The sequence below is a fragment of the Mycobacterium sp. 852002-51613_SCH5001154 genome (genome assembly GCF_001667425.1).
Taxonomy (GTDB): Bacteria; Actinomycetota; Actinomycetes; order Mycobacteriales; family Mycobacteriaceae; genus Mycobacterium.
Map to the genome: position 1 here is coordinate 91,471 of NZ_LZII01000031.1, position 21,562 is coordinate 113,032.

Genomic DNA, 21,562 nt, shown 5'->3' on the forward strand with positions numbered 1-21,562 from the left:
GGGGCGGACGTTTCTTCTGGTCATTTGGAGTTCGCAATCGACTGACGCGCCAATTCTTTGGCTATGTCGCATGGCGGCGGAAACGGCTTTTGGCTGAAGCTGATCGACCACTCGATGAAGTCGTCCTGAAATTGGATGCCCACCTCGCATAGCGAGTCACCGAGGTTCGGTTCGTTTCCTATCGCGATGAAGCCGCCGTGTCCGTTGATGTTGATGTCATCGACGCTGGCGCGCGAGAGTTCCTCGGTCTTGCGCTCGCGTCCGATCGGGCTGCCGCGATACCAGGAGAAGGAGAAGTGCGGACCGAGGATGCCGCCGCCCGCCAGCCATTGGCAGCCGACGGAGTTCCGGGCCGTGTTGATCAGCCCGGTTACCTTGGTCAGCTCGGCCACCGTCTGATCGCTGATGCCGCCGCACTGGGGGAACATCGGCCCGTGGTGTCCCTCCGAATTCCCCGGCGCTGTCGACGACGTCGCCCCCGGTTTGTTGCCGCCCGAATCGGAGCACGCCGCAACCGCGGGAACCAAGATCGCCAAGGCTAATGCCGCACCGGCCAGCGCCCTCGAGTTACGCCGCACCGCTACCCTGCTTCTGCTCAGCCTGCTGCCGGTCCACACGATGCACTGTAGCGGCAGCTCAGCGGGTCAACCACCGACGCGCCTGAGCAGGCGTTTCAGTCGCCCCCACGCGGGTTGGGCCATCCGGCGGCTGCTGCCCACCGCGGGACGCGCCGTATGCGACCCTTACGAAATGCTCCTGGCACTGCTGCGCCAGTACATCCAGCCGTACCGGCGGCTGGTCGCAGTGCTGATGGCGCTCCAGCTGACCAGCACGCTGGCCTCGCTGTACCTGCCGACGGTCAACGCCGCAATCATCGACGAGGGCGTCGCCAAGGGCGACACGGCCACCATCGTCCGGCTCGGCATGGTGATGCTTTCGGTCACCGGGTTGCAGGCGTTGTGCGCGGTCGCGGCGGTGTACTTCGGCTCGCGAACCGGGATGGGCTTCGGCCGCGACCTGCGTGCCGCGATGTTCAACCACATCACCACCTTCTCCGAGCATGAGACCGCCCGCTTCGGCGCACCCACGCTGTTGACGCGCAGCACCAACGACGTCCGCCAGATTCAGTACTTGGTTCAGATATCGAGCACCGTGCTGGTCACCGCGCCCATCATGTGCATCGGCGGAATCTTCATGGCCATCCACCAAGAGGCGGCGCTGACCTGGCTGCTGCTGGTGAGCGTTCCCATCATGGCCGTGGCCAACTACTGGGTGATGTCGCACATGCTGCCCCTGTTCCGCCGGATGCAAGGCCTGATCGACGGCATCAATCGGGTAATGCGCGACCAGCTTTCCGGCGTCCGGGTCGTGCGGGCGTTCGCCCGCGAGGCCTACGAGCGCGACCGATTCGCCCGCGCCAATGCCGCCCTGTCGAACACCGCGCTGACCGCCGGCAATTGGCAGGCGGTGATGCTGCCGGTGACCACGCTGACCGTCAACGTTTCCAGCGTCGCGCTGATCTGGTTCGGTGGGCTGCGCATCGATCGTGGCCAAATGCAGGTCGGCTCGCTGACCGCCTTTCTGGCCTACTTCACCCAGATCCTCATGGCGGTGTTGATGGCGACCATGACGCTGGTGGTGCTGCCGCGAGCGTCCGTGTGCGCCGAACGGATCACCGAGGTGCTCGCCACCCAGGCCGCGGTCACCGACCCGCCGCGGCCGGTGTTTCCGGGCGGCGGGATCACCGGGGTGGTGCGCGTGGCGGGTGCGACGTTCACCTATCCGGGCGCCGACAGCCCGGTGCTGCAGGACATTTCGTTGACGGCACGGCCCGGCACCACCACGGCCATCGTCGGTAGCACCGGTTCGGGAAAGTCGACGCTGGTGTCGCTGATCTGCCGGCTCTACGACGTGACCGGCGGCGCCGTCCTCGTCGACGATGTCGATGTCCGCGATTACCACACAGAGCGGCTCTGGTCCGCGATCGGGCTGGTTCCCCAGCGCGGCTATCTGTTCTCCGGGACCGTGGCCGATAACCTGCGCTACGGCAAGGCGGACGCGACTGACGACGAGATGTGGGACGCGTTGCGGGTGGCCGACGCCGAAGGATTCGTCCGCGCACACGATGACGGGCTGCGAATGCGGGTGGCCCAGGGCGGAATCAACTTCTCCGGCGGTCAGCGGCAGCGACTGGCGATCGCGCGGGCGGTCATCCGCCGCCCGACCATCTACCTCTTCGACGACTCGTTCGGGGCTCTCGACGTGCACACCGACGCGCGGGTACGGGCATCGCTCCAGCAGATAGCGGGCGACGCCACCGTCATCGTTGTCACCCAACGGGTTTCGACCGCCGCCCAGGCCGACCAGGTTATCGTCATCGACGGCGGGAAGCTGGTGGGCACCGGCACGCACGAAACGCTGCTGACCGACTGCGCCACCTACGCGGAGTTCGCCGACTCGCAGTCGGTGAGCGCCTTGCGATCGGGTCGGGTCGGGGGCGCGCCATGACCGCGGCGGCCACCCGAGGTTTGACCCCGGCCCCGGCCGGGCGGTCGCGCGACTTCTGGGGTTCGGCTGCCCGACTGGTGAAACGACTTGCGCCGCAACGCCGGCTGAGCATTGCGGTGATCATCCTGGGTATCACGGGGACGGCGATCGGAGTTGTCGTCCCGCGAATCCTCGGGCACGCCACGGATCTGCTGTTCAACGGGGTGCTCGGTCGACAGCTCCCCGCGGGCATCACCAAGGCCCAGGCCGTCGCCGCGGCCCGGGCCCGGGGCGAGGGCACCTTCGCCGACCTGCTGTCGGGGATGAATGTGGTGCCGGGCAAGGGCGTGGACTTCGGCGCGGTGGCCCGGACCTTGGCCGTGGCGCTGGGCCTGTATCTGATTTCGGCCCTGTTGATTTGGGCGCAAGCGCGGCTGCTCAACGTCACCGTGCAACGCGCCATGGTCGCGCTGCGTTCCGATGTCGAGGACAAGATCCACCGGCTGCCGTTGTCGTACTTCGATGGCCGCCAACGTGGCGAGCTGCTGAGCCGGGTCACCAACGATATCGACAATGTGCAGTCGTCGCTGTCGATGACCATCAGCCAGCTGGTGACGTCGATCCTGACCGTGGTGGCGGTACTGGCGATGATGGTGTCCATCTCGCCGCTGTTGACCCTGATCGCGGTGGCGACGGTGCCGCTGTCGTTGGTGGCGACGCGCGCGATCGCGCGGCGCGCGCAGCGGCTGTTCGTCGCGCAGTGGACGAGCATCGGTCGCCTCAACGCCCACATCGAGGAGACCTACAGTGGCTTCACGGTGGTCAAGACGTTCGGCCACCAGGCCGCGGCTCGCAAGCAATTCCGCGATTGCAACGACGACGTTTATCACGCCAGTTTCGGCGCCCAAATGTTCTCCGGCCTGGTGGCACCGGCGACCGCATTCATCGGCAACCTCGGCTACGTGGCGGTCGCCGTGGTGGGCGGCCTGCAGGTGGCCACCGGCCACATCACTCTCGGAGGTATCCAGGCCTTCATCCAATATGTCCGGCAGTTCAACGCCCCGCTTAGCCAGGTGGCCGGGATGTACAACACCCTGCAGTCCGGGGTGGCCAGCGCTGAGCGGGTGTTCGATCTGCTCGACGAGCCCGAGGAATCGCCGGACCCCGAGCCCGCTCTGCCGGGGCTCGACGGACGCCCGGCCGGGCGGGTGGAGTTCCAGCACGTGAGCTTCGGTTACCACCCGAACGCCCCGGTGATCCACGACCTGTCGATGGTGGCCGAGCCGGGTAGCACCGTGGCGATCGTCGGGCCCACCGGAGCCGGCAAGACCACTCTGGTGAACCTGCTCATGCGGTTCTACGACGTCGATTCCGGCCGGATCCTGGTCGACGGGATCGACATCACCACGGTGAACAGGCAGGCGCTCCGGTCGCGAATCGGCATGGTCTTGCAGGACACCTGGCTCTTCGACGGGACGATCGCTGAGAACATCGCCTACGGGCGGCCCGAGGCCAGTGCGGACGAGGTGGTGCAGGCCGCCAAGGCGGCTTATGTCGACCGGTTTGTACACACCCTGCCAGCCGGCTACCAGACGCGCGTCAGCGGCGGGGGCGGCAATATCAGCGCCGGCGAGAAGCAGCTCATCACCATCGCGCGCGCATTTCTGGCCAGGCCGCGGCTACTGATCCTGGACGAGGCGACCAGCTCGGTCGACACCCGCACCGAAGCGCTCATCGCCCGGGCCATGTCTGAGCTTCGCCGGGATCGAACGAGCTTCATTATCGCGCACCGCCTTTCGACGATCCGCGACGCCGACCGCATCGTGGTGGTCGAGGCGGGCCGCATCGTCGAACAAGGCAGCCACGCCGAGCTGTTGGCCCGCCAAGGCGCCTACTACGCCATGACGCGGGCGTAGCGCAACATCCCGCCGCGTGGCCTGGCCGCAATCGCGTCGCGGGGAACGCATTTCACTCCCGGTGCCAAAAGTTAGTGTCACTGCGTCGGCTCCGTGGGGGTTGCAGCAGAATGGCAACGGTAGTGACCGGAAGGACCGATAGGCGATGGTGGACAAGCGTCTCGAACTCGGCCTGCTCGGACCGCTGGAGATGAGCGTCGACGGCACGCTGGTGCCCCTGGGCACCCCCAAACAGCGGGCGGTGCTGGCCATGCTGCTGATGAACCGCAACAGTCCGGTGGGGGTGGACCGGCTCATCACGGCTCTGTGGGACGACGAGCCGCCGTCGGGGGCACGCGCCAGCATTCATTCCTACGTGTCCAACCTGCGTAAGCTGCTCAGCGGCGCCGGCATCGACCCGCGGGCGGTGTTGGCCGCGGCGCCTCCCGGATACCGGCTCAACATCGCCGAAAACGATTGCGATCTGGGGCGGTTCATCGCCGAGAAGACGGCGGGCGTGCATGCCGCCGCCACGGGCAGATTCGAAGAGGCCGGCCAGCACTTGGCGGCGGCATTGGCGCAGTGGCGCGGGCCGGTGCTCGAGGACCTGCGCGAGTTCCAATTCGTCGACACCTTCGCCACTTCCCTTGTCGAGGAAAAGATCCTGGTCCATGGCGCAAAGGCGGAGGCCGAAATTGCTTGCGGGCGTGCGTTCGCCGTGATCACCGAGCTGGAGACGCTGACCGCGGAACATCCCTACCGCGAGCCGCTGTGGGCCCAGTTGATCACGGCATACTATCTGACCGACCGCCAATCTGACGCGTTGGCCGCCTACCGCCGCGTCAAAACCACTCTCGCGGACGACCTGGGGATCGATCCGGGACCGACACTGCGGTCGCTCAATGAGCAGATCCTGCGGCAGGAACCGCTAGACGTGAAGCGAACCGCCAAGACCGCCGCCGTCGATACGGTCACGGTCCTCGAACAGCACACCATGGTGTCCGGCCAGCAGGCCATCGCGTATCTGCACGAGATCTCGGGACGCAGCTATCCGCTGCGAGCGGCGGCGACCCGGATCGGGCGGCTCAGCGACAACGACATCGTCCTCGACAGCCCCAAAGTCAGCCGCCACCATGCGGTCATCGTCGACACGGGCACCAGCTTCATCATCAACGACCTCCGCTCTTCCAACGGGGTGCACGTGCAGCATGAGCGAATCCGCTCCGCCGCCACGCTGCGCGACGGCGACCACGTCCGCATCTGCGACCACGAATTCACGTTTCAGATCGCCACGGACGGCGAGAGCACACCGGGCTAATCGGTTGATTGTCATGCGTCGGGCTGGGCGGGGGCTTACGGTCATGGTTGCTGGGCCAGGGGGTTGCGGCTGACCCGTGTGCCCGGCGATTGTTGGGTTGTCGACGGTGTGGTGGCTGGGTGAAGGATCGGCGATGAGTGATGAGCAGGCCTCGCGGGCGGGGACGGAATTTGGGCCTTATCACCTAAAGCGGCTGCTGGGCCGGGGTGGGATGGGGGAGGTTTACGAGGCCGAGCACACCGTCAAGGAGTGGACGGTGGCGGTCAAGCTGCTCTCGGAGACGTTCAGCAGGGACCCGGTCTTTCGCGAGCGGATGAAACGTGAAGCCCGCACCGCCGGTCGTTTGCAGGAGCCGCACGTGGTGCCCATTCACGACTACGGCGAAATCGATGGGCAGATGTTCTTGGAGATGCGCCTGATCGAGGGCACCGACCTAGACAGCGTGCTCAAACGCTTTGGCCCGCTGGCCCCGCCGCGCGCGGTGGCCATCATCACCCAGATCGCCTCGGCGCTCGATGCCGCCCATGCCGCGGGAGTGATGCATCGCGACGTCAAACCGCAGAACATCCTGGTCACTCGCGACGACTTCGCCTACCTGGTCGACTTCGGCATCGCCAGCGCCACCACCGACGAGAAGCTCACCCAGTTGGGCACCGCGGTCGGCACCTGGAAATACATGGCGCCCGAACGCTTTTCCAATGCCGAAGTCACTTACCGCGCCGACATCTACGCGCTGGCCTGCGTGCTCTACGAATGCCTCACCGGCTCGCCGCCCTACACATCCAGCAGCGCGGGCGCACTGGTTACCGCCCACACCATGAACCCCATCCCCCAGCCCACCGCGGTGCGCCCGGGCATCCCCAAGGGCTTCGACGCGGTAGTCACCCGCGGGATGGCCAAGAAACCCGAGGACCGCTACGCCAGCGCCGGCGACCTGGCCCTGGCCGCCCACGACGCGCTCAGCGACCCCGACCAGGACCACGCCGCCACCATCTTGCGCCGCAGCCAAGAAGCCACCCTGCCGGGCACCGTGATGGCGCCTCCCCCGCCGCCGCGTCCGGCGGCCAACACCCCGCCACCGTCGCCGGGCCAGAATGCACCGACACCCACCCCGGCGCTCGGCTCGACTCCGGTTCCCGGGCAAAGCGCTCCGCCCTGGCGGCCCGACAGTGGGCCCATTCCGGCCGCCGCCCAGCCCCCGGTCACGCCGCCCTATTACCAAGCCGCCAACGCCAATTGGGGCAGTGCACCACAACAATTCGGCGGCCCACCCGCCTGGAACCAACCCCCACCGAAACGACGCAACCCCTGGCCCATCGTCGCCGCCGTCGCCGCGCTGGTGATCGTCGTGGTCCTGGCTGCCGTGGGCATCGCGATATTCATGGGAGGCGACGACAGCAACCCGCAGGCGAACCGCACGTCGACGACGACCACCACCAGGACCGTCCCCACCACCACGACAACTACTCGGCCCGCCAACCCGCAGGGCAAGCTGCTGGGCATGCTGCCCGCCGGGTATCCCAGTGGCGCTTGCACGCCCGCGACCCCGAAGTCCAACAGCATTTGGGTGAATGCGCTGGCCATGGTCGACTGCGACCAGAACACCAATCAGGGTGGCCCATCCCGCGCGGTCTACGGCCTGTTCGCCAACACGGACCTGCTCAAGAAGGCGTTCGACGACGACGTGGCCGCCGTGCAGCTGATGAATTGCCCCGGAGCCGGCACGTCACCGGATGGCTGGCACCACGACAGCACGCCGTCGGTGACCGCGGGCATGATCGCTTGCGGCACCTATAAAAACCACCCCAACGTGATATGGACCAACGAGGCGAAACTCATGCTCTGTGACGTCTACGGGGATCCCCCGGCCATCGAGGACCTGCATACCTGGTGGACCAATTACGGTGGCTGATCGGATCCAAACCTTTAGCCGCACTGTGACTTTGAATTACGACTGAAGGTCGGGGCCCTCGGCGCGCAGATCGTCGACCGCCGACATGGCGCTACGCAACTTGGCCAACCATTCCTCGGCATGTTCGCCGACGAGCTTGACCGACCACGCGAGCGCGTCCGCGCGGGACCGCGCGACGCCGGCGTCGACCAATGTGTCGAGCACCTGACGCTCCGGTTGCTTCAAGCGCGTCATCACAGGTACTGCGATGTGAGTGAAGAGGATTCGCTCCGCGCCGGTGCTGGAGCCGATCTCGACGCCCCAGGAAACCTTGCGGCCGTAGCGATCCTGCGCCTCGTCGGCGATGCGCATTCGCTCCGAACGGGTTTCCTCGCGGAAGCGCGACGCGCGCCCTTCCGCGCGGGCCTCGGTCTCTTTCTCCGAGCCCTGCGGTTCGGGCAGTCTCCCGATGACCGTGATCTCTTCGCGGTCGACGATGACCGTCGGGTCGCCGTCGAACCAGCTTTCGGGCAGGCGCCCGGCGAACCATTCGGCGGCGTCGCTCGCGTCGGGTTGCTGTGCCTGCTGCCAGCCGCCGGGGCGGCCGTAGCGCCGGCCGTGCGTGTGGTGAGATTTCATAATTACATGATTACATCGTTACAGCCGCAATGGAATGGCGTTCACCGCCGGCGAACGCAGCCCCGCACCGGCCCGCGCGCAGAAGGCGCGTCGGGTGCGGAAAACCCGTTGATATGGGCAGTTCAAAGTTGTATTTTTGGTAGCGAAGCAGGCCCGGAAACGACCAATTCCCAAGCGCCGGATGTCAGGGTAGAAAACCGGCCGCGTAGGACCCGCGCATGACGGAGCCCAACGCCCCCTAGCGTCGTCCGGGCCTGCCCATGTCCGCAGGATTTCCCCGGTCAGTCGCCGCCAGAACCGTCCCCGCGGCGGATCCGGAAGAGCTTGACCTCGTTCTTGATGCCCTTGAGGCGGCGCGCCCCGGCGAACGACGCATCGAATCGGCCGGCGTCGCCGATCGTCTCCCAGACCGAGTCCGCCGCCAGCACCGTGCCCGGGCGCGCCACACTGGTGACCCGGCTCGCGACGTTGACCGGGCTGCCGAACCAGTCTCCCGCCCGGCTCACCGCCATGCCGGAGGCCACCCCCGCTCTCAGCCGCGGGAAGTCGGCGTCGGTGTCGACGGCGTCCACGAGCTTCACCACCACGTCGAGCATGGGCAGCGGATCGGGGCAGACGAACATGACCGCGTCGCCGATCGTCTTGATGAACCGCACGGGCGGGACGGTGACGTCTCGGGCCAGGACCGCCAGCCGGTTGGCCAGATGACCCAGCTCCTCCGCCGACACCGCTTCGCCGATCCGGGTGAAGCCGACGAGGTCGGCGAAGGCCACCGTGATCTGACGCGCTCCCGGCAGCGGCTGGCCGGCGGCGCGCTCGGCGGCGTTGACCGCTTCGGTCTCCATCATGTGGCGCAGCTGCATGAACATCATGTGCCGCAGCAGCGGGCCGAGTTCGGGCGCGATTTGGCTGACTAATGCCTTTGACGCCTTGGCGATTTCCAGTTCGGTTGCCCCCGGCCGCATGATCGCCGAAAGCGCGGAGTAGCGCATGACCTCGGCGGCCCGGGACAGGCCTTCCGCGAGCACCCGGACCACCAGCACCACCTGCTCGGGATCCAGGCCCAGCTCGACGAAACGCCGGGCGTAGGCGGCGGCTTCACCGTCGGCGCGCATGTGCACGACGGCATCGGGGTCCTCGATTCGGGCCAGACCGATGGCGCGTTGCAACTGCTGCAGAAGGTCCAGTTCGATGCCGTGGGTCTCGCTGATCTCTCGGGCGGACACGTAACTGCCGTCGTCACCGATGAGGTGGCGGGTGGCCAGCAGCAGCGGCGGATTGGTCGTCCTGATCTCCTCGGCGGTGATGCCCTGCTCGAGCAGCCACTCCACCAATTCGGCCCGTTCGGCGCGTGCGCTGCCCTCGAGTCCGTCGAGTAGGTCCTCGTCCACTTCGTCAACGTACAACGGGCGCCGATCGCGAGCCATGATGGAAAGCGATGAGCACACCTCTGCTGCGGGGATTTCCGCCGATCGTCGATGAGCACGCGAGTGTGCTGATCCTGGGGTCATTTCCCAGCGCACAATCCCTGGCAGTCGGTCAGTACTACGGCAATCCCCGAAATGCGTTCTGGCCGATCACCGCCGAGCTGTTCGGGTTCGACGCGACGGCGCCGTACGAAGCACGGCTGGTCGCGCTGCAATCGGCGGGCGTGGCCCTCTGGGACGTCTTGCGCGCATGTCGCCGCGCCGGCAGCGCGGATGCGGCAATCGAGCCGAAAAGCCTGGCGGTCAACGACTTCGATGGACTGTTCGCGCGGTACCCAACGATCGCGCGGGTCTACTTTAACGGCGCCAAGGCTGCGGAGCTGTACCGCAGGCTCGCCGAGGCCGACGAGCGGGTCGAGTACCGGCGGCTACCGTCGACGAGCCCGGCAAACGCCATCCGACCGGGCGCCAAGCTGGCCGCGTGGCGCGAGATCACGTCGATCGCGAGCGCGGCGAAGCCGGGCGAAGCGGGTCGGCGCAATAGATGAGGCGCTCTTTATGACACCGGCGGTTGCCGGTGTGCCCACGGCCTGACGGATTCGATCTGCGCGGCCAGCGACAACAGCGTCGCTTCGTCGTACGGCCTACCCACCAGCTGCACGGCGATCGGCAGACCGTCACCGTCGAAGTCCCACGGCACGGCCGCCGCAGGCTGTCCGGTCAGGTTCCAGACCTGCTGGTAGGGCACCTGTTGCGCCACCGCCAGCAGCGTCCATACCGCGCCGCGGCGCTGGTAGGCGCCGATGCGAGACGGGCCCGTCGCGTTGCCGGGCGTGACGACGACATCGACGTCGTCGAAGATCGCTTGGATCCGGGCGGCCGCTGCCGGCTCCGCGTCGCGAAGGGCGGTCATTCGGCGGTCCGAGAAAAACGAACCGGCGCGCGCCAGGTTGCGGGTGCGCGCTTCGAGACGTTCGGGGTAAGCGAGCGAATCGGCGTCGTCACTGATACCGCGCAGGTAGCGGGGCAGGTAATTGGTCATGATGGCCGACGGCGGATAGTCGGGGTCGGCGGTGATCACGTCATGACCGAGATCGCGGAGCAACGCGCCGGCCTGTTCTACCGCCGTGAGCTGATGCTTGCCGATCCTGACGGGCAGCGGCGTTGGCGACTTGGTGCTCAAGGCAATTCGCAGCTTGCCGGGGTGACGCGTCGCCGCGGCCGCGAACTCGCCCTCGGGCCCCGGCACGGTCGACGTCGCATCGAGGAAAAGCGCCGCGTCCAGGACCGACCGGGCGAGCGGGCCGTTGACACTCAGCCCGTACCACGCATCGTCGTGCGGCTCCAACGACACTCGATCCCGTTGTGGTTTGACGCCGAACAGTCCGCACCAGATCGCCGGGATGCGAATCGACCCGCCACCGTCGGACCCCAGCGCCAGCGGAGCGAGTCCGGCGGCCACCGCGGCGGCGCTGCCGCCACTGCTGCCGCCTGGAGTTCGCCTGGGATTCCATGGGTTGCGGGTCGCACCGAACGTCAGCGATTCGGTGTAGGGAAACATCATCAGCTCGGGCACATTGGTCTTGCCGAGGATGACGGCGCCCGCGGCGCGTAGCCGGCGGACCACCTCCGCGTCGGAGGTCGCGGCGGGGCGGTGTCCGCCGCTGCCATAGGTCGTCACCTCGCCGGCGACGTCGACATCGTCTTTGATCGCGATCGGCACCCCGAGCAGCGGGAGCCGCTCGCCGGCGTCGAGGCGGTCCTGCGCGACGGCGGCCTCGTAACGCGCGCTGTCCGAGAGCACCACGCGATAGCAGCGCAGCTGGCTGTCCAGCCGCGCGATCCGTTCCAGGTAGATTTCGAGCAGCTCGGGCGCGGTCAGTTCGCCGTCGGCCAGCATTCGTGCCTGAGCCGCCGCGCCGGCAAAGGCCACGTCGCGAGCGTCCACTGCGGCAGCGTATCCCCCGCACCGGGCCGGCCAGTACCGTGGGCGACATGCCCTGCGTGTTCTGTGCGATCGTCGCCGGCGAGGCCCCGGCCATCCGGATCCATGAAGACGACGACTACCTGGCGATCCTCGACATCCGCCCGTTCACCCGCGGCCACACCCTGGTGATCCCCAAGAGGCACAGCGTGGATCTCACCGACACGCCGCCGGAGACGCTGGCTGGGCTGGTCACCATCGGCCAACGGATCGCCCGCGCCGCCCGCGCGACGGAGTTGGCCGACGCGACCAACATCGCGATCAACGACGGCAGCGCCGCCTTTCAGACGGTGTTCCACATCCACCTACACGTGCTGCCCCGGCGCAACGGCGACAAACTGTCGGTCGCCAAGGGAATGTTGCTGCGGCGCGACCCCGACCGGGACGCCACCGCGGAAATCCTGCGCTCGGCTCTGGCCCGCATCGACGCCAGCCAGTAATACTGGGCGGATGGCACTTCCGTCCTGGGTCGAGCAGCGGTTGCTGCCTCAGGTCCTGCGCGTACACGACACCGTCTATCGCAGGACGAACGGCTGGATCGGTCATCGCATGCTGCTGATACCCAGCCTGCTGCTCCATACCGTGGGCGCTAAGACGGGCCAGGCGCGAACAGCGGCGCTCACCTATGCCCGGGACGGCGACGACTACCTGATCGTCGCTTCCAAGGGCGGCGACCCGCGCGCGCCCGGCTGGTATCACAACCTGCGCAAGCATCCGGACGTGGAGATCAACGTCGGGCCAAAGCGTTTGGCGATGACCGCCCGCGCGGTGCTGCCGGACGATCCCGACTACGCCCGGCTGTGGCAGATCGTCAACAAGAACAACGGCGACCGGTACACGGCCTACCAGCAGAAGACCTCGCGACCGATTCCCGTCGTGGTACTCGCGCGACGTCGACCCTGAACCTGACGCGGAGGTTTATTCTCCACTAGCGCGCGGTGAATTACTCGATGGCTCACCAAACGGCGCGGGATCGGCTGGAGCGGGTATGAGTCCGTGGGCGGGAAACCCTTGGCGGCGATTCAGGCTGCCCCCGCGGCTCGGTTGGCTCTTCGTCGGTGCATACGGTTTGGCGGCCGCCCTGGTGGTGGCTTCCTCGATCGGCGGCTGGGAGGGCGCCTACGCAACCCGACCGGTCGACGAAATCGCCCTGGCGGTGTGCCTGCTGTTCGGGGCGGGGTGTGCCGGCTACGCGGCCCGGTCGGCGGCCGGTCGGCAAAGGGCCGGGTGGCTGGCAATGGTGACGGCCCAGCTGGGCTGGGCGGCGGGCGAGGTCATCTGGGCCGTGTACGACGTGCGTCCGGAACTGGCCCACGCCACCCATCCCGCCGCCGCGGAGATCGTGCTGTTGCTATGGCCGTTCGGCGCGTACGCATCGCTGGTGCTGTTGTCGCGCTTCTCGCGGCAAAGCCCGCGGCGACTGGTGCTGGACGGCCTCATCGTGGCGACGTCGCTGTTCGTGGTGTCGTGGGTCTTCGTCCTCGAGAAACAACTGCGCGAGGACAGCGGTTCGCAGGCGACGACGATCGCCGAAGTCTTCAACGACGTCCTCCTGCTGACGACCTCGATCCTGATGCTGTCCCGGGTTCGTCGCGGCGACCCGCCGAGCCGCAACCTGCTGGCCGGGGGCGTGACGACGATCAGCATTGCCGACATCACGATGGTGTTCAAGAGCGGGATCGGCAGCTACCAGGTCAGCGATCTCGTGGACCTCGGCAGAGTGGGCGGGCTCGCCATGATCGCGCTCGCCGCGCTGTCGAGCGTCTACGAGGTGCCGGTGCCGGGGGCGCGTGACGACGAAATACGGTCGCGCACCCGGCTGTGGCTGCCGTACCTGCCGCTGCTGGTGGCCGCCGCAGTCGGGCTGACCCGCGCGGTCAGGTTGATGGCGCACGGACCTCTGCTGATCGCGCTGGGGATCCTGGTGGCCGCGGTGCTCGTCCGGCAATTCGTCATGCTGATGGAGAACCAGAGGTTGTTGTCCGAGGTGGCGCGGGAAGCGTTCCGTGACAGCCTGACGGGGCTGGCCAATCGGGCCTACTTCCTCGATCGGCTGGAGCAGGCCGTCGCCCGGCGAAGCTGCGAAATTTCGCCCATTGCGGTGTTGTGCCTCGACCTCGACAATTTCAAATCGGTCAACGACGCCCTCGGCCACCCTGCCGGTGACGAATTGCTGATCCGGGTCGCCGGGCGGCTCACCGCCGCCTTGGACGACAGGTGCGTCACCGCTCGCCTCGGTGGTGATGAGTTCGCAGTGCTCATCGAGGGGTCCATCGAAGAATCACAAGGAGCGGCGCGACGGGTTCTCGAGGCGTTCAACGCCCCGATTCTGGTCGATGGCGTTCCGATACCGGTCCGACCGAGTGTCGGTTACACGGTCGCCACCGCCTCGTCGGACTGCAGCGTCGAGCAGCTCCTCAGGCATGCCGACCTGGCCATGTACACCGCTAAACGCGAAGGCGGCCAATGCATTCGGAGCTTCGTGCCGGATCTGTCCCTCTCGTTCTCGACCGCGCAGCCGACGGGGCCCATCCCGGCGGCAGTAAAGGTCGCCAAGCCGGGCGCCGCACCGATGTTCAGGCGCGCCGCTGACGTAGGGACGTCACGGCCGGTGCAACCGCAGGAAGGTATCGACGGCGTCCGGTGGCCCCCGACAGCCATCCGGATTGCATTGGCCCTCTTGATCATTGGCGTGGTCGCGTTCACTGCGACCAGCGCCCTCTACCCGAACGCCAGCCACAGCGTCTTCTTCGCCAAATCCCTGTACTCGGCGTTGAACCTGCTGGCGGCCGGGCTGATTGCCGTGCGCGCGTGCCGCCTCAAGGCCGACCGCCTTGCGTGGTCTTTGATCGCGGCGGGCATGGCGTTGTCGGCGCTAGGTGACGTCGCCTATGCCTTATGGGTCCCGAACGCCCAGTCGCCCTCGGTTGCCGATCCCGAATACCTGGCTTTCTATCCGCTCGTCTATGCCGGGATTCTGCTGCTGATGCGATCGCGCCTCAAGCGGGTGCCGATGCCCATCCGCCTCGATTCCCTGGTGTGCGCGTTGGCCGTCGCCGCACTGGCCGCGGCGCTGCGGGCCGGGCCCATGCATGGCGCCGCCGCACGGACACCCGCCACCGTGCTGGTGGGTCTGGTCTACCCGTGGGGCGATCTGGTCCTGCTGGCGCTGGCCGTCGGCATGCTGCCAATCCTCGGTTGGCGCAGCGAATTTCGCTGGGGTTTTCTGGTGGTCGGGCTGGTTGGCTTCGCGGTCGCCGACACGGCCTACCTCTTTCAAACCTCGGCGGGCTCATACCGGGTCGGCACCACGCTGGACGCGCTCTGGCCGGCTTCGTCGCTGCTGGTGGCGATGGCCAGCTGGGCGCGTGGGTCGTCGGCGGCGCCGGCGGCACGGCGTGGACTCGCCTCCTACGCGGTTCCGGTGACCTGCACCGTCGTAGCACTGGGCGTCACCATCCTGGGGCACGGTTCGCGGCTCGCGTCGACGCTCGCCGCGCTGAGCCTCGTTGCGGTCGCCGCCCGATTCTCGGTGACCTTCCGGGATATCAGCATGCTGGCCGAAAGCCACCAGCAGGCCATGACGGACGAATTGACCACCCTGCCCAATCGGCGATCACTCGCGACGGCGCTGACCGAGCTGTCGGCTTCCGCGTCACCCGTCGGGACGTCGTCGCGTCGTTCGCTGCTCTTGCTGAATCTGCATAAGCTGCGCGAGATCAACGACTCCGTCGGTCGCCACTTCGGTGATGAGCTGGTGTGGCACATCGCAAACCGACTGGCGCACAGCGTTCGTCGCGATGACCTGCTTGCGCGCGTGAGCGACGAAGAATTCGCCATCCTGCTCGGTGAGGGATCGGATCTGGTCGCCGCACGCGCCCAGGCGGGGCGGTTGCTCGAAGGCGTCAGCATCCCATTCGAACTCGACGCCATCAGCGTGCAGATCGATGCTTGCATCGCCATCGCGCTCTACCCCGATCACTGCGACCATCCGCAGGAGCTGTTGAATCGCGCCGAGGCGGCGATCCCGCACGCCAAGTCCGCCCTCAGCAGGATCGCGGTGTACGAGTCCGCCTTTGAGATTGACCGTGATCACGACCCCAACCTCGTCGGGGAGTTGCGGGCCGCGCTGATCGATGGCGACCAGTTGACGGTGCACTACCAGCCCAAGGTGAACGCGAGTGACGGAAACGTCCACAGCGTCGAGGCGTTGCTGCGCTGGCGACATCCCACCCGCGGGTTGCTGCTGCCAGAGGAATTCCTTCCGGCCGCGGAGCGGGCCGGCTTGATGCGCACGATCGCCAATCGCACCATCAACCTCACGCTCGAGCAGGTTCGGTCCTGGCGCGACCAGGGCATTCCGCTGACAGTCGCGGTGAACCTGTCGACGACGAACCTGCTCGACCTCGACCTCGCCGTCACCATCGAGCGGCTGCTGCGGGTCCACGGCCTACCCCCCGAAGCGCTGATCGTCGAGATCACCGAGAGCGCCCTCGTCGATTCGGAGCGCTCCCGCAACACCGTCGCCGCCCTGCAGCTTCTCGGCGTTCGGATCTCGCTGGACGACTACGGCACCGGATGGTCGTCTCTGGCGCGCCTGCAGGATGTCTCGGTCGACGAACTCAAACTCGACCGAAGGTTCGTAGCGCGGCTGGCCCAGGACCCGCGGTCGGTTGCCATTGTGCAGTCCACCGTGGACTTGGCCCAGAACCTGGGCGCCGACCTGGTCGCCGAGGGGGTCGAAGACGAGGTCACCCTGAGCGCGCTGCGGCGCTACGGCTGCACCATCACCCAAGGGTTCGTGCACAGCGCGCCGTTGCCGCCGGACGAACTGCAACGCTGGATCACAACCCGGAGCGCGATCGCGGGCATCCAATCCGAACGATCGGCTATGACGGACGGTTAAAACAACTCCTTGGCCAGCAATTCCAGCGTCAGCACCCGTGCCGGAGCGGTGGCCGGGTCGATGCCGCGGCGAGCCGAGGCGACCGGGTGCACCATCACCTCGTCGACGTCGAACCGCTGCGCAAGCGCTCGCAACTGGTCGGCGGCCTCGGCCGGTGTACCGAGGACCGCTCGTTGCAGCCCGCTCTCCACGATGCGCTCCTGCTGCGGCGTCAGCTCGGCGTCTTGGGCTTCCTCAACCAGGGGCACCGGGCCCAGGGGCTGTCCGGTGCGCAGCTTCGCCATGATCTGTAGGTTGGGCAGCATCAATGCCGTTGCCTCGTCGCGTGTTTCGGCCACCGCGGCGTTCACGGTCAGGAACGTCAGCGGTTCGGGGGTTAGGGGGCTGGGCCTGAATCGGGAGCGATAGAGCTCGAGCGCCTCTTCGGTTCCGCTGCCCGAGAAGTGATGCGCGAAGACGTACGGCAGCCCCTTGGCGGCGGCCAGATGCGCCGAGTACATCGACGAGCCCAGTAGCCACAAGCGTGGCTCACCGGCCGCCGCCGGAGTCGCCTTGAGGCGATAGTCCCCCGAGCGCAGCGGTACCACCACGCCGCGCGCGCTCATCAGCGCCGCCACGTCGTCGAGGTACTCCGGAAAGTTTTCGATGTCACGGTCGTCCCGGCCGCCGCGCAGCGCGTAGGAGGTCACCGGGTCGGACCCGGGCGCCCGACCGATGCCCAGGTCGATGCGGCCCGGGGCGGCGGCCTCCAGCAGCGCGAACTGCTCGGCCACCGCCAGCGGCGCGTGATTGGGCAGCATCACACCGCCGGACCCCAGCCGCACCTGCGTGGTCTGCGCGGCCAGATAGGCGATCAGGACCGGCGGGCTGGTGGCGCCGACCGACGGCATGTTGTGGTGCTCGGCGACCCAGTAGCGCGTGAAACCCAGGCGATCCGCGGCCTGTGCCAGTTGCACGGTCGCGGCGAGCGCATCGCTGGTCGTCTGGTCGGTGCGCACCGGGACGAGATCAAGGACGGAAAGACGCACGTTCGCGTCAACGTCTGATGGCGTGCGAACGTTCCCGGGCGTCAACGGTCCTTCGTATCTCAGTAGTCCTTCAGCGTGATCGAACTGACGATGCGGTCGAAGACCTCCTGCGGGATCGGCGCCCCGCCCGGAATGTTGTCGACGACAAGCCATTGGTTGCGGCTGACGTAGTCGTTGAACTCCTTGCGGTAGTTGGTGAAGCCGAGTTCGTAGTCATCACCCGCGGTGGCGAGCTCGCCGGCCAGGATGTAGGCGCCCAGGAGGGCGACGCTGGTTCCCTGGCCCGACAACGGCGAACAGCAATATCCGGCATCGCCGACCAGCGCCACCCGGCCCTTCGACCAGCGGTCCATCTTGATCTGGGACATCTCGTCGAAGTAGAAATCCGCTGCGCCGCGCAGGTATTCCAGCAGTTGGGGACGGACCCACCCGTCGTCGGCCATCCGCCGCTCCAGCTCGGCGAACTGCGCCTCGGTATCGCGGTAGTCGATGCGCAGATCGGTGTCCATGAAACCCAGCATGGCCCGGGCCTCGCTGTTGTTGCGGGCGCTGTACACCCCGGCCATCGTGGAGTCCCCGTAATGCCACGTCTGCCAATAGTCCAAGTCGAGAAAATTGGGCACGGTGAAGATCGCCGCGTAAGTGCCCAGCCGCTCGATGAATTGGTCCTCGGGGCCGAACACCAATCGGCGCACGTTCGAGTGCAGTCCGTCTGCCCCGACGACCAGGTCGAAGCTGCGCGGAGGGGCACGTTCGAAGGTCACGTTGACGGCCGTGCCGTCGTCCTCCAAGCCGATGATGGTGTCATCGAAGATGTATTCGGCCGTCCATTGGCTTGCGCCGTACAACAATTCGACGAGGTCGTCACGCAAGAGCTCGATATCGGGGCTGTCGATGGGTCCGCCGGTGGGCGTCGACTCCGTGTCGCGGGAGAGCTCGTTGCCGTCGCGGTCGACGACGGAAGCGCCCCGAATTTGCGTCTTCCGTTTTTGGGCGGCGGCCAGCAGCCCCATGCGTTCCAGCACTCCCAGCGCCGGCCCGCGCACGTCGATCGCCTGACCGCCCGGCCGCGGCCCGGGGTGGCGCTCCACCACGGTGACCGAATAACCGTGCCGTCCAAGCCAATAAGCCGCCGTTGCACCGGCCACGCTCGCGCCGGAAATCAGAACGTCAGTCACTTGATCCCTGCCAGCCTTTTCGCGTCTCGGAAAACGTCGTCGAGCATTGCTGGTGTCAACCTACCGGTAAACATGTTTTGCTGGCTCGGGTGGTAGCAGCCGAGTAACCGCACACCAGGGGCGAATTGCGCCACCACCCCGTGGCCGAACCGCGGTTTGCGCATGGCGGACGCTCCCGGCAGGCGCAGCGCGATTTGCCAGGCGAAGCCGCCCAACGCCACGATCGTGCGCACATGCTCGGATACCAGCCGCCATTCGGCCTCCAGCCAGGGCCAGCAGGTGTCGCGCTCCGCCGGCGTCGGGGCGTTGGCCGGGGGCGCGCACCGCACCGGTGCCGCGATGCGAACCCCGTTGGCCCGCAACCCATCCGCGGCATCCACGCTGGTGGGTTGGTTGACGAGCCCGGCCCGGTGCAGCGCCGCGTAAAGCTGATCGCCGGACCGGTCGCCGGTGAACATGCGTCCGGTTCGGTTGGCCCCGTGCGCGGCGGGGGCCAACCCGACGATCAACAGCCGCGGCCGCTCCGACCCCCAGCCCGGCACGGGCCGGCCCCAATACGGCTGGTCGGCGAACGCGCGGCGCTTGATGACGGCCACGTCTTCGCGCCATTCGACCAACCGCGGGCACGCCCGGCAGACGCTGATCAGGGCGTCGAGTTCGGGGATCGACGCGGCGTGCGGCGCGAGCGCGGCGACCTGTGCGGCGTCGGCGGCCACGGTGGTCTGCGGGGTCGCCGGATCACCCGGCCATCCGGTGCCGGGGACCACTGGGGAATCGAACGCCTGGCCGGTACGAGGGTGGAGGAGCACATGAACATCCTGCAGTCAGCCGGTAGGCGGCGGCCGAACGCCCCGAAATATTCGGTGGTCTCGCCGCAAATCAACGGCTAAATTCTGCCCGGGATATTTCATGAGCCATACGAGCCGCGGCCCGGCGCTTCTCATCTTGTCCGCCACGCTGATGGCGACGGCCGGTACCGGCATCTCGGTGATCGCGTTTCCATGGCTGGCGTTGCAGCATCATGACCGCGCGCGCGACGCGTCGATCGTGGCCGCGGCCATGACGCTGCCACTGGTGCTGTCCACCCTGGTCGCCGGCACCGCGGTCGACTTCTTCGGGCGGCGCCGGATTTCGCTCGTTTCCGACTCGCTCTCCGGCGCGGCGGTGAGCGCCGTCCCGCTGACCACCTGGGTGTTCGGCGTCGACGCGATCAACGTCGCCGAGCTGGCCGGATTGGCCTTCTGCGCGGCGGCCTTCGACCCCGCGGCGACCACGGCGCGCCAGTCGATGCTGCCCGAGGCCGCCGCCCGCGCGGGCTGGTCGTTGGACCGCACCAACGGCCTCTACGAGGCGATCCTCAACCTTGGTTTCATGGTGGGCCCCGGCATCGGCGGCCTGATGATCGCCACGGTCGGCGGCGTCAACACCATGTGGGTCACGGCGGGTTGTTTCGGGTTGTCGTTGTTGGCGATTGGTGCGCTGCGGCTCGAAGGCACCGGCAAGCCCCACCACGCGACCCGCCCCGGCGGGTTGGTGTCCGGCATCGTCGAGGGCCTGCGGTTCGTCTGGACTCTGCGGGTGCTCCGGACGCTCGGCCTGATCGACCTGGCCGTCACCGCGTTGTACCTGCCGATGGAAAGCGTGCTCTTCCCAAAGTATTTCGCCGAGCAGGGCCAGCCTGCGGAGTTGGGTTGGGCGCTGATGGCCCTCGCGGTCGGTGGCGTGGCGGGCGCGCTGGGCTATACGGCGCTCTCGAAATACACCCGGCGGCGTACGGCCGTTCTGACGGCGACCCTGACCTTTGGCGCGGCGACGGTGGGCATCGCGTTCCTGCCGCCGCTGCCGGTGATCTTGGTGCTCTGCGCGGTGACCGGCCTGGTCTACGGGCCGATCCAGCCCATCTACAACTACGTCATGCAGACCCGCGCGCCTCATCATCTGCGCGGCAGGGTGGTCGGGGTGATGGCGGGGCTGACCTACGCCGCCGGGCCGTTGGGCCTGCTGGTGGCCGGTCCGCTCGCCGACGCCGCCGGGTTGAACGTCACCTTCCTGGCGCTCGCGGTGCCGATTCTGCTGATCGGGTTGTTGGCCATCCGGCTGCCGTCGTTGCGGGAGTTGGACTTGGAGGCAAGTCGGCAGTCGCCGCTGTGATCCGTCAGTCGCCGAGGATCTTGCGCTTTTGCTGCTCGAATTCCTCATCGGTGAGCAATCCCCGGTCTTTCAGCGCGGCCAGCCGCTCGAGCCGCTCGATCGGGTCCGCAGCCTGTTGGGTCTGCGCCGCCTGCATGGCGCCGAGCGCCTGCTGCTGCATCTCGGCTCCGCGCCGCATCATCTCATCCCGGAATGCGGTCGGATCGGCAATGGCTTGGCGGATGACATCGGCCATCGGCATACCCATGACCTGAGCGCCCGCCAGGTCGGGACGGGCCGAGGTCACGGCGTCGATTGCCACATCGGCCGTGGCGGCCGGCTGGCGGTCCATTTGGATGCGGCTGTGGTCCTTCGGGTCGTAGAGCACCGGCAGTCTCATGCCCGGACGCGGTGGGCTCAACTGAGGTAGCAGCGCGGTGAGGCTGGCCTCGAACGGCGGTTCGGCGTCCGGCGTGACCCGCAGCAGCAGCTTCCAACGAACTTCGGTGTTGCCAACCAGGTTCGGGTTGCCGATCGTGACGGAAATCGCCGACTGCTCGGCGGCGAGGACCTCCGCAAACGCACGGATGCCGACTTTGCTGAGATCTCGCCGTCCGAACATCTCTGACCCGCCTTTCGCCAGAATCGCTCAACTGTACAGCGCCCCCCGGCCCGTAGG

Annotated in this window: 17 protein-coding genes; 9 read left to right on the plus strand and 8 right to left on the minus strand. The window is 67.4% G+C overall.

The genetic code is table 11. The annotated features are described in order from the left end of the window. Positions 1 to 20: 20 nt before the first annotated feature. Positions 21 to 578, minus strand: coding sequence for a DUF3558 domain-containing protein (locus tag A5750_RS08175; RefSeq protein WP_066952984.1), 558 nt, complete (start codon positions 576 to 578; stop codon positions 21 to 23). 172 nt (positions 579 to 750) lie between these two features. Here A5750_RS08175 and A5750_RS08180 point away from each other — a divergent pair, with 172 nt between their 5' ends. The 4 genes from A5750_RS08180 (at position 751) to A5750_RS08195 (ending at position 7,612) form a co-directional block, all read left to right on the plus strand. Beyond that, positions 751 to 2,508, plus strand: coding sequence for an ABC transporter ATP-binding protein (locus A5750_RS08180; RefSeq protein ID WP_067261959.1), 1,758 nt, complete (start codon positions 751 to 753; stop codon positions 2,506 to 2,508). After that, complete coding sequence (locus A5750_RS08185) at positions 2,505 to 4,403, plus strand: ABC transporter ATP-binding protein (protein WP_066952979.1); 1,899 nt, start codon at positions 2,505 to 2,507, stop codon at positions 4,401 to 4,403. Before A5750_RS08180 ends, A5750_RS08185 begins: the two co-directional genes overlap by 4 nt. A 145-nt stretch (positions 4,404 to 4,548) precedes the next feature. Next, positions 4,549 to 5,700 carry an ATPase/transcriptional regulator EmbR gene (gene embR / locus A5750_RS08190; protein ID WP_067261960.1) on the plus strand — a complete coding sequence of 384 codons (1,152 nt, stop codon included), beginning with the start codon at positions 4,549 to 4,551 and terminating at the stop codon, positions 5,698 to 5,700. A 133-nt stretch (positions 5,701 to 5,833) separates the two neighbouring features. Continuing rightward, positions 5,834 to 7,612, plus strand: a complete 1,779-nt coding sequence (locus tag A5750_RS08195) for a serine/threonine-protein kinase (RefSeq protein ID WP_066953052.1) — start codon at positions 5,834 to 5,836, stop codon at positions 7,610 to 7,612. A 36-nt stretch (positions 7,613 to 7,648) separates the two neighbouring features. On the opposite strand, the gene A5750_RS08200 is transcribed toward A5750_RS08195, so the two are convergent. Then, the gene (locus A5750_RS08200) at positions 7,649 to 8,230 is read right to left on the minus strand and encodes a hypothetical protein (protein ID WP_066952975.1); all 582 of its coding nucleotides are present in this window, start codon (positions 8,228 to 8,230) and stop codon (positions 7,649 to 7,651) included. A gap of 281 nt (positions 8,231 to 8,511) precedes the next feature. After that, positions 8,512 to 9,657: an adenylate/guanylate cyclase domain-containing protein gene (locus A5750_RS08205; protein ID WP_066953050.1), complete on the minus strand. Its 1,146-nt coding sequence runs from the start codon at positions 9,655 to 9,657 to the stop codon at positions 8,512 to 8,514. An 11-nt stretch (positions 9,658 to 9,668) separates the two neighbouring features. Between A5750_RS08205 and A5750_RS08210 the strand changes: the two genes are divergently transcribed. Beyond that, positions 9,669 to 10,205 carry a DNA-deoxyinosine glycosylase gene (locus tag A5750_RS08210; RefSeq protein WP_067261961.1) on the plus strand — a complete coding sequence of 179 codons (537 nt, stop codon included), beginning with the start codon at positions 9,669 to 9,671 and terminating at the stop codon, positions 10,203 to 10,205. Between the two features lie 8 nt (positions 10,206 to 10,213). Here the strand turns inward: A5750_RS08210 and A5750_RS08215 are convergent, their stop codons facing one another. Next, a complete protein-coding gene (locus A5750_RS08215; RefSeq protein WP_082959066.1) occupies positions 10,214 to 11,605 on the minus strand; it encodes an amidase in 1,392 nt (463 codons plus the stop codon). Between the two features lie 47 nt (positions 11,606 to 11,652). Between A5750_RS08215 and A5750_RS08220 the strand changes: the two genes are divergently transcribed. From A5750_RS08220 to A5750_RS08230, 3 genes are all read left to right on the plus strand, one after another. After that, complete coding sequence (locus A5750_RS08220; protein WP_066953048.1) at positions 11,653 to 12,081, plus strand: HIT family protein; 429 nt, start codon at positions 11,653 to 11,655, stop codon at positions 12,079 to 12,081. 10 nt (positions 12,082 to 12,091) lie between these two features. Further along, on the plus strand, positions 12,092 to 12,544 hold the full coding sequence (locus A5750_RS08225) for a nitroreductase family deazaflavin-dependent oxidoreductase (protein ID WP_066952968.1): 453 nt from the start codon (positions 12,092 to 12,094) through the stop codon (positions 12,542 to 12,544). Between the two features lie 85 nt (positions 12,545 to 12,629). Further along, entirely contained in the window at positions 12,630 to 16,547 is a 3,918-nt protein-coding gene (locus A5750_RS08230; RefSeq protein ID WP_082959067.1) for a bifunctional diguanylate cyclase/phosphodiesterase, read from the plus strand. On the opposite strand, the gene A5750_RS08235 is transcribed toward A5750_RS08230, so the two are convergent. From A5750_RS08235 to A5750_RS08245, 3 genes are read right to left on the minus strand one after another with little or no spacing between them, the layout of a single operon-like run. Then, the gene (locus A5750_RS08235; protein WP_066952966.1) at positions 16,544 to 17,575 is read right to left on the minus strand and encodes an LLM class flavin-dependent oxidoreductase; all 1,032 of its coding nucleotides are present in this window, start codon (positions 17,573 to 17,575) and stop codon (positions 16,544 to 16,546) included. The two genes, A5750_RS08230 and A5750_RS08235, sit on opposite strands and share 4 nt — an antisense overlap. Positions 17,576 to 17,634: 59 nt before the next feature. Continuing rightward, the gene (locus A5750_RS08240; RefSeq protein ID WP_067261966.1) at positions 17,635 to 18,753 is read right to left on the minus strand and encodes an FAD-binding protein; all 1,119 of its coding nucleotides are present in this window, start codon (positions 18,751 to 18,753) and stop codon (positions 17,635 to 17,637) included. Beyond that, positions 18,750 to 19,577, minus strand: a complete 828-nt coding sequence (locus A5750_RS08245) for a uracil-DNA glycosylase (protein ID WP_067261968.1) — start codon at positions 19,575 to 19,577, stop codon at positions 18,750 to 18,752. Before A5750_RS08245 ends, A5750_RS08240 begins: the two co-directional genes overlap by 4 nt. 85 nt (positions 19,578 to 19,662) lie before the next feature. On the opposite strand from A5750_RS08245, the gene A5750_RS08250 reads away from it, so the two are divergent. Continuing rightward, positions 19,663 to 20,904: an MFS transporter gene (locus A5750_RS08250; RefSeq protein WP_067261970.1), complete on the plus strand. Its 1,242-nt coding sequence runs from the start codon at positions 19,663 to 19,665 to the stop codon at positions 20,902 to 20,904. 4 nt (positions 20,905 to 20,908) lie between these two features. Here the strand turns inward: A5750_RS08250 and A5750_RS26060 are convergent, their stop codons facing one another. Next, positions 20,909 to 21,505: an SHOCT domain-containing protein gene (locus A5750_RS26060; protein WP_066952958.1), complete on the minus strand. Its 597-nt coding sequence runs from the start codon at positions 21,503 to 21,505 to the stop codon at positions 20,909 to 20,911. Between the last annotated feature and the right edge of the window lie 57 nt (positions 21,506 to 21,562).

Bases quoted from the DNA above. Each gene is read 5' to 3' on its own strand.
- A5750_RS08180 (WP_067261959.1), top strand. From the start codon at position 751: ATGCTCCTGGCACTGCTGCGCCAGTACATCCAGCCGTACCGGCGGCTG.
- A5750_RS08185 (WP_066952979.1), top strand. From the start codon at position 2,505: ATGACCGCGGCGGCCACCCGAGGTTTGACCCCGGCCCCGGCCGGGCGG.
- embR (WP_067261960.1), top strand. From the start codon at position 4,549: ATGGTGGACAAGCGTCTCGAACTCGGCCTGCTCGGACCGCTGGAGATG.
- A5750_RS08195 (WP_066953052.1), top strand. From the start codon at position 5,834: ATGAGTGATGAGCAGGCCTCGCGGGCGGGGACGGAATTTGGGCCTTAT.
- A5750_RS08200 (WP_066952975.1), bottom strand. From the start codon at position 8,230: ATGAAATCTCACCACACGCACGGCCGGCGCTACGGCCGCCCCGGCGGC.
- A5750_RS08205 (WP_066953050.1), bottom strand. From the start codon at position 9,657: ATGGCTCGCGATCGGCGCCCGTTGTACGTTGACGAAGTGGACGAGGAC.
- A5750_RS08210 (WP_067261961.1), top strand. From the start codon at position 9,669: ATGAGCACACCTCTGCTGCGGGGATTTCCGCCGATCGTCGATGAGCAC.
- A5750_RS08220 (WP_066953048.1), top strand. From the start codon at position 11,653: ATGCCCTGCGTGTTCTGTGCGATCGTCGCCGGCGAGGCCCCGGCCATC.
- A5750_RS08225 (WP_066952968.1), top strand. From the start codon at position 12,092: ATGGCACTTCCGTCCTGGGTCGAGCAGCGGTTGCTGCCTCAGGTCCTG.
- A5750_RS08230 (WP_082959067.1), top strand. From the start codon at position 12,630: ATGAGTCCGTGGGCGGGAAACCCTTGGCGGCGATTCAGGCTGCCCCCG.
- A5750_RS08250 (WP_067261970.1), top strand. From the start codon at position 19,663: ATGAGCCATACGAGCCGCGGCCCGGCGCTTCTCATCTTGTCCGCCACG.
- A5750_RS26060 (WP_066952958.1), bottom strand. From the start codon at position 21,505: ATGTTCGGACGGCGAGATCTCAGCAAAGTCGGCATCCGTGCGTTTGCG.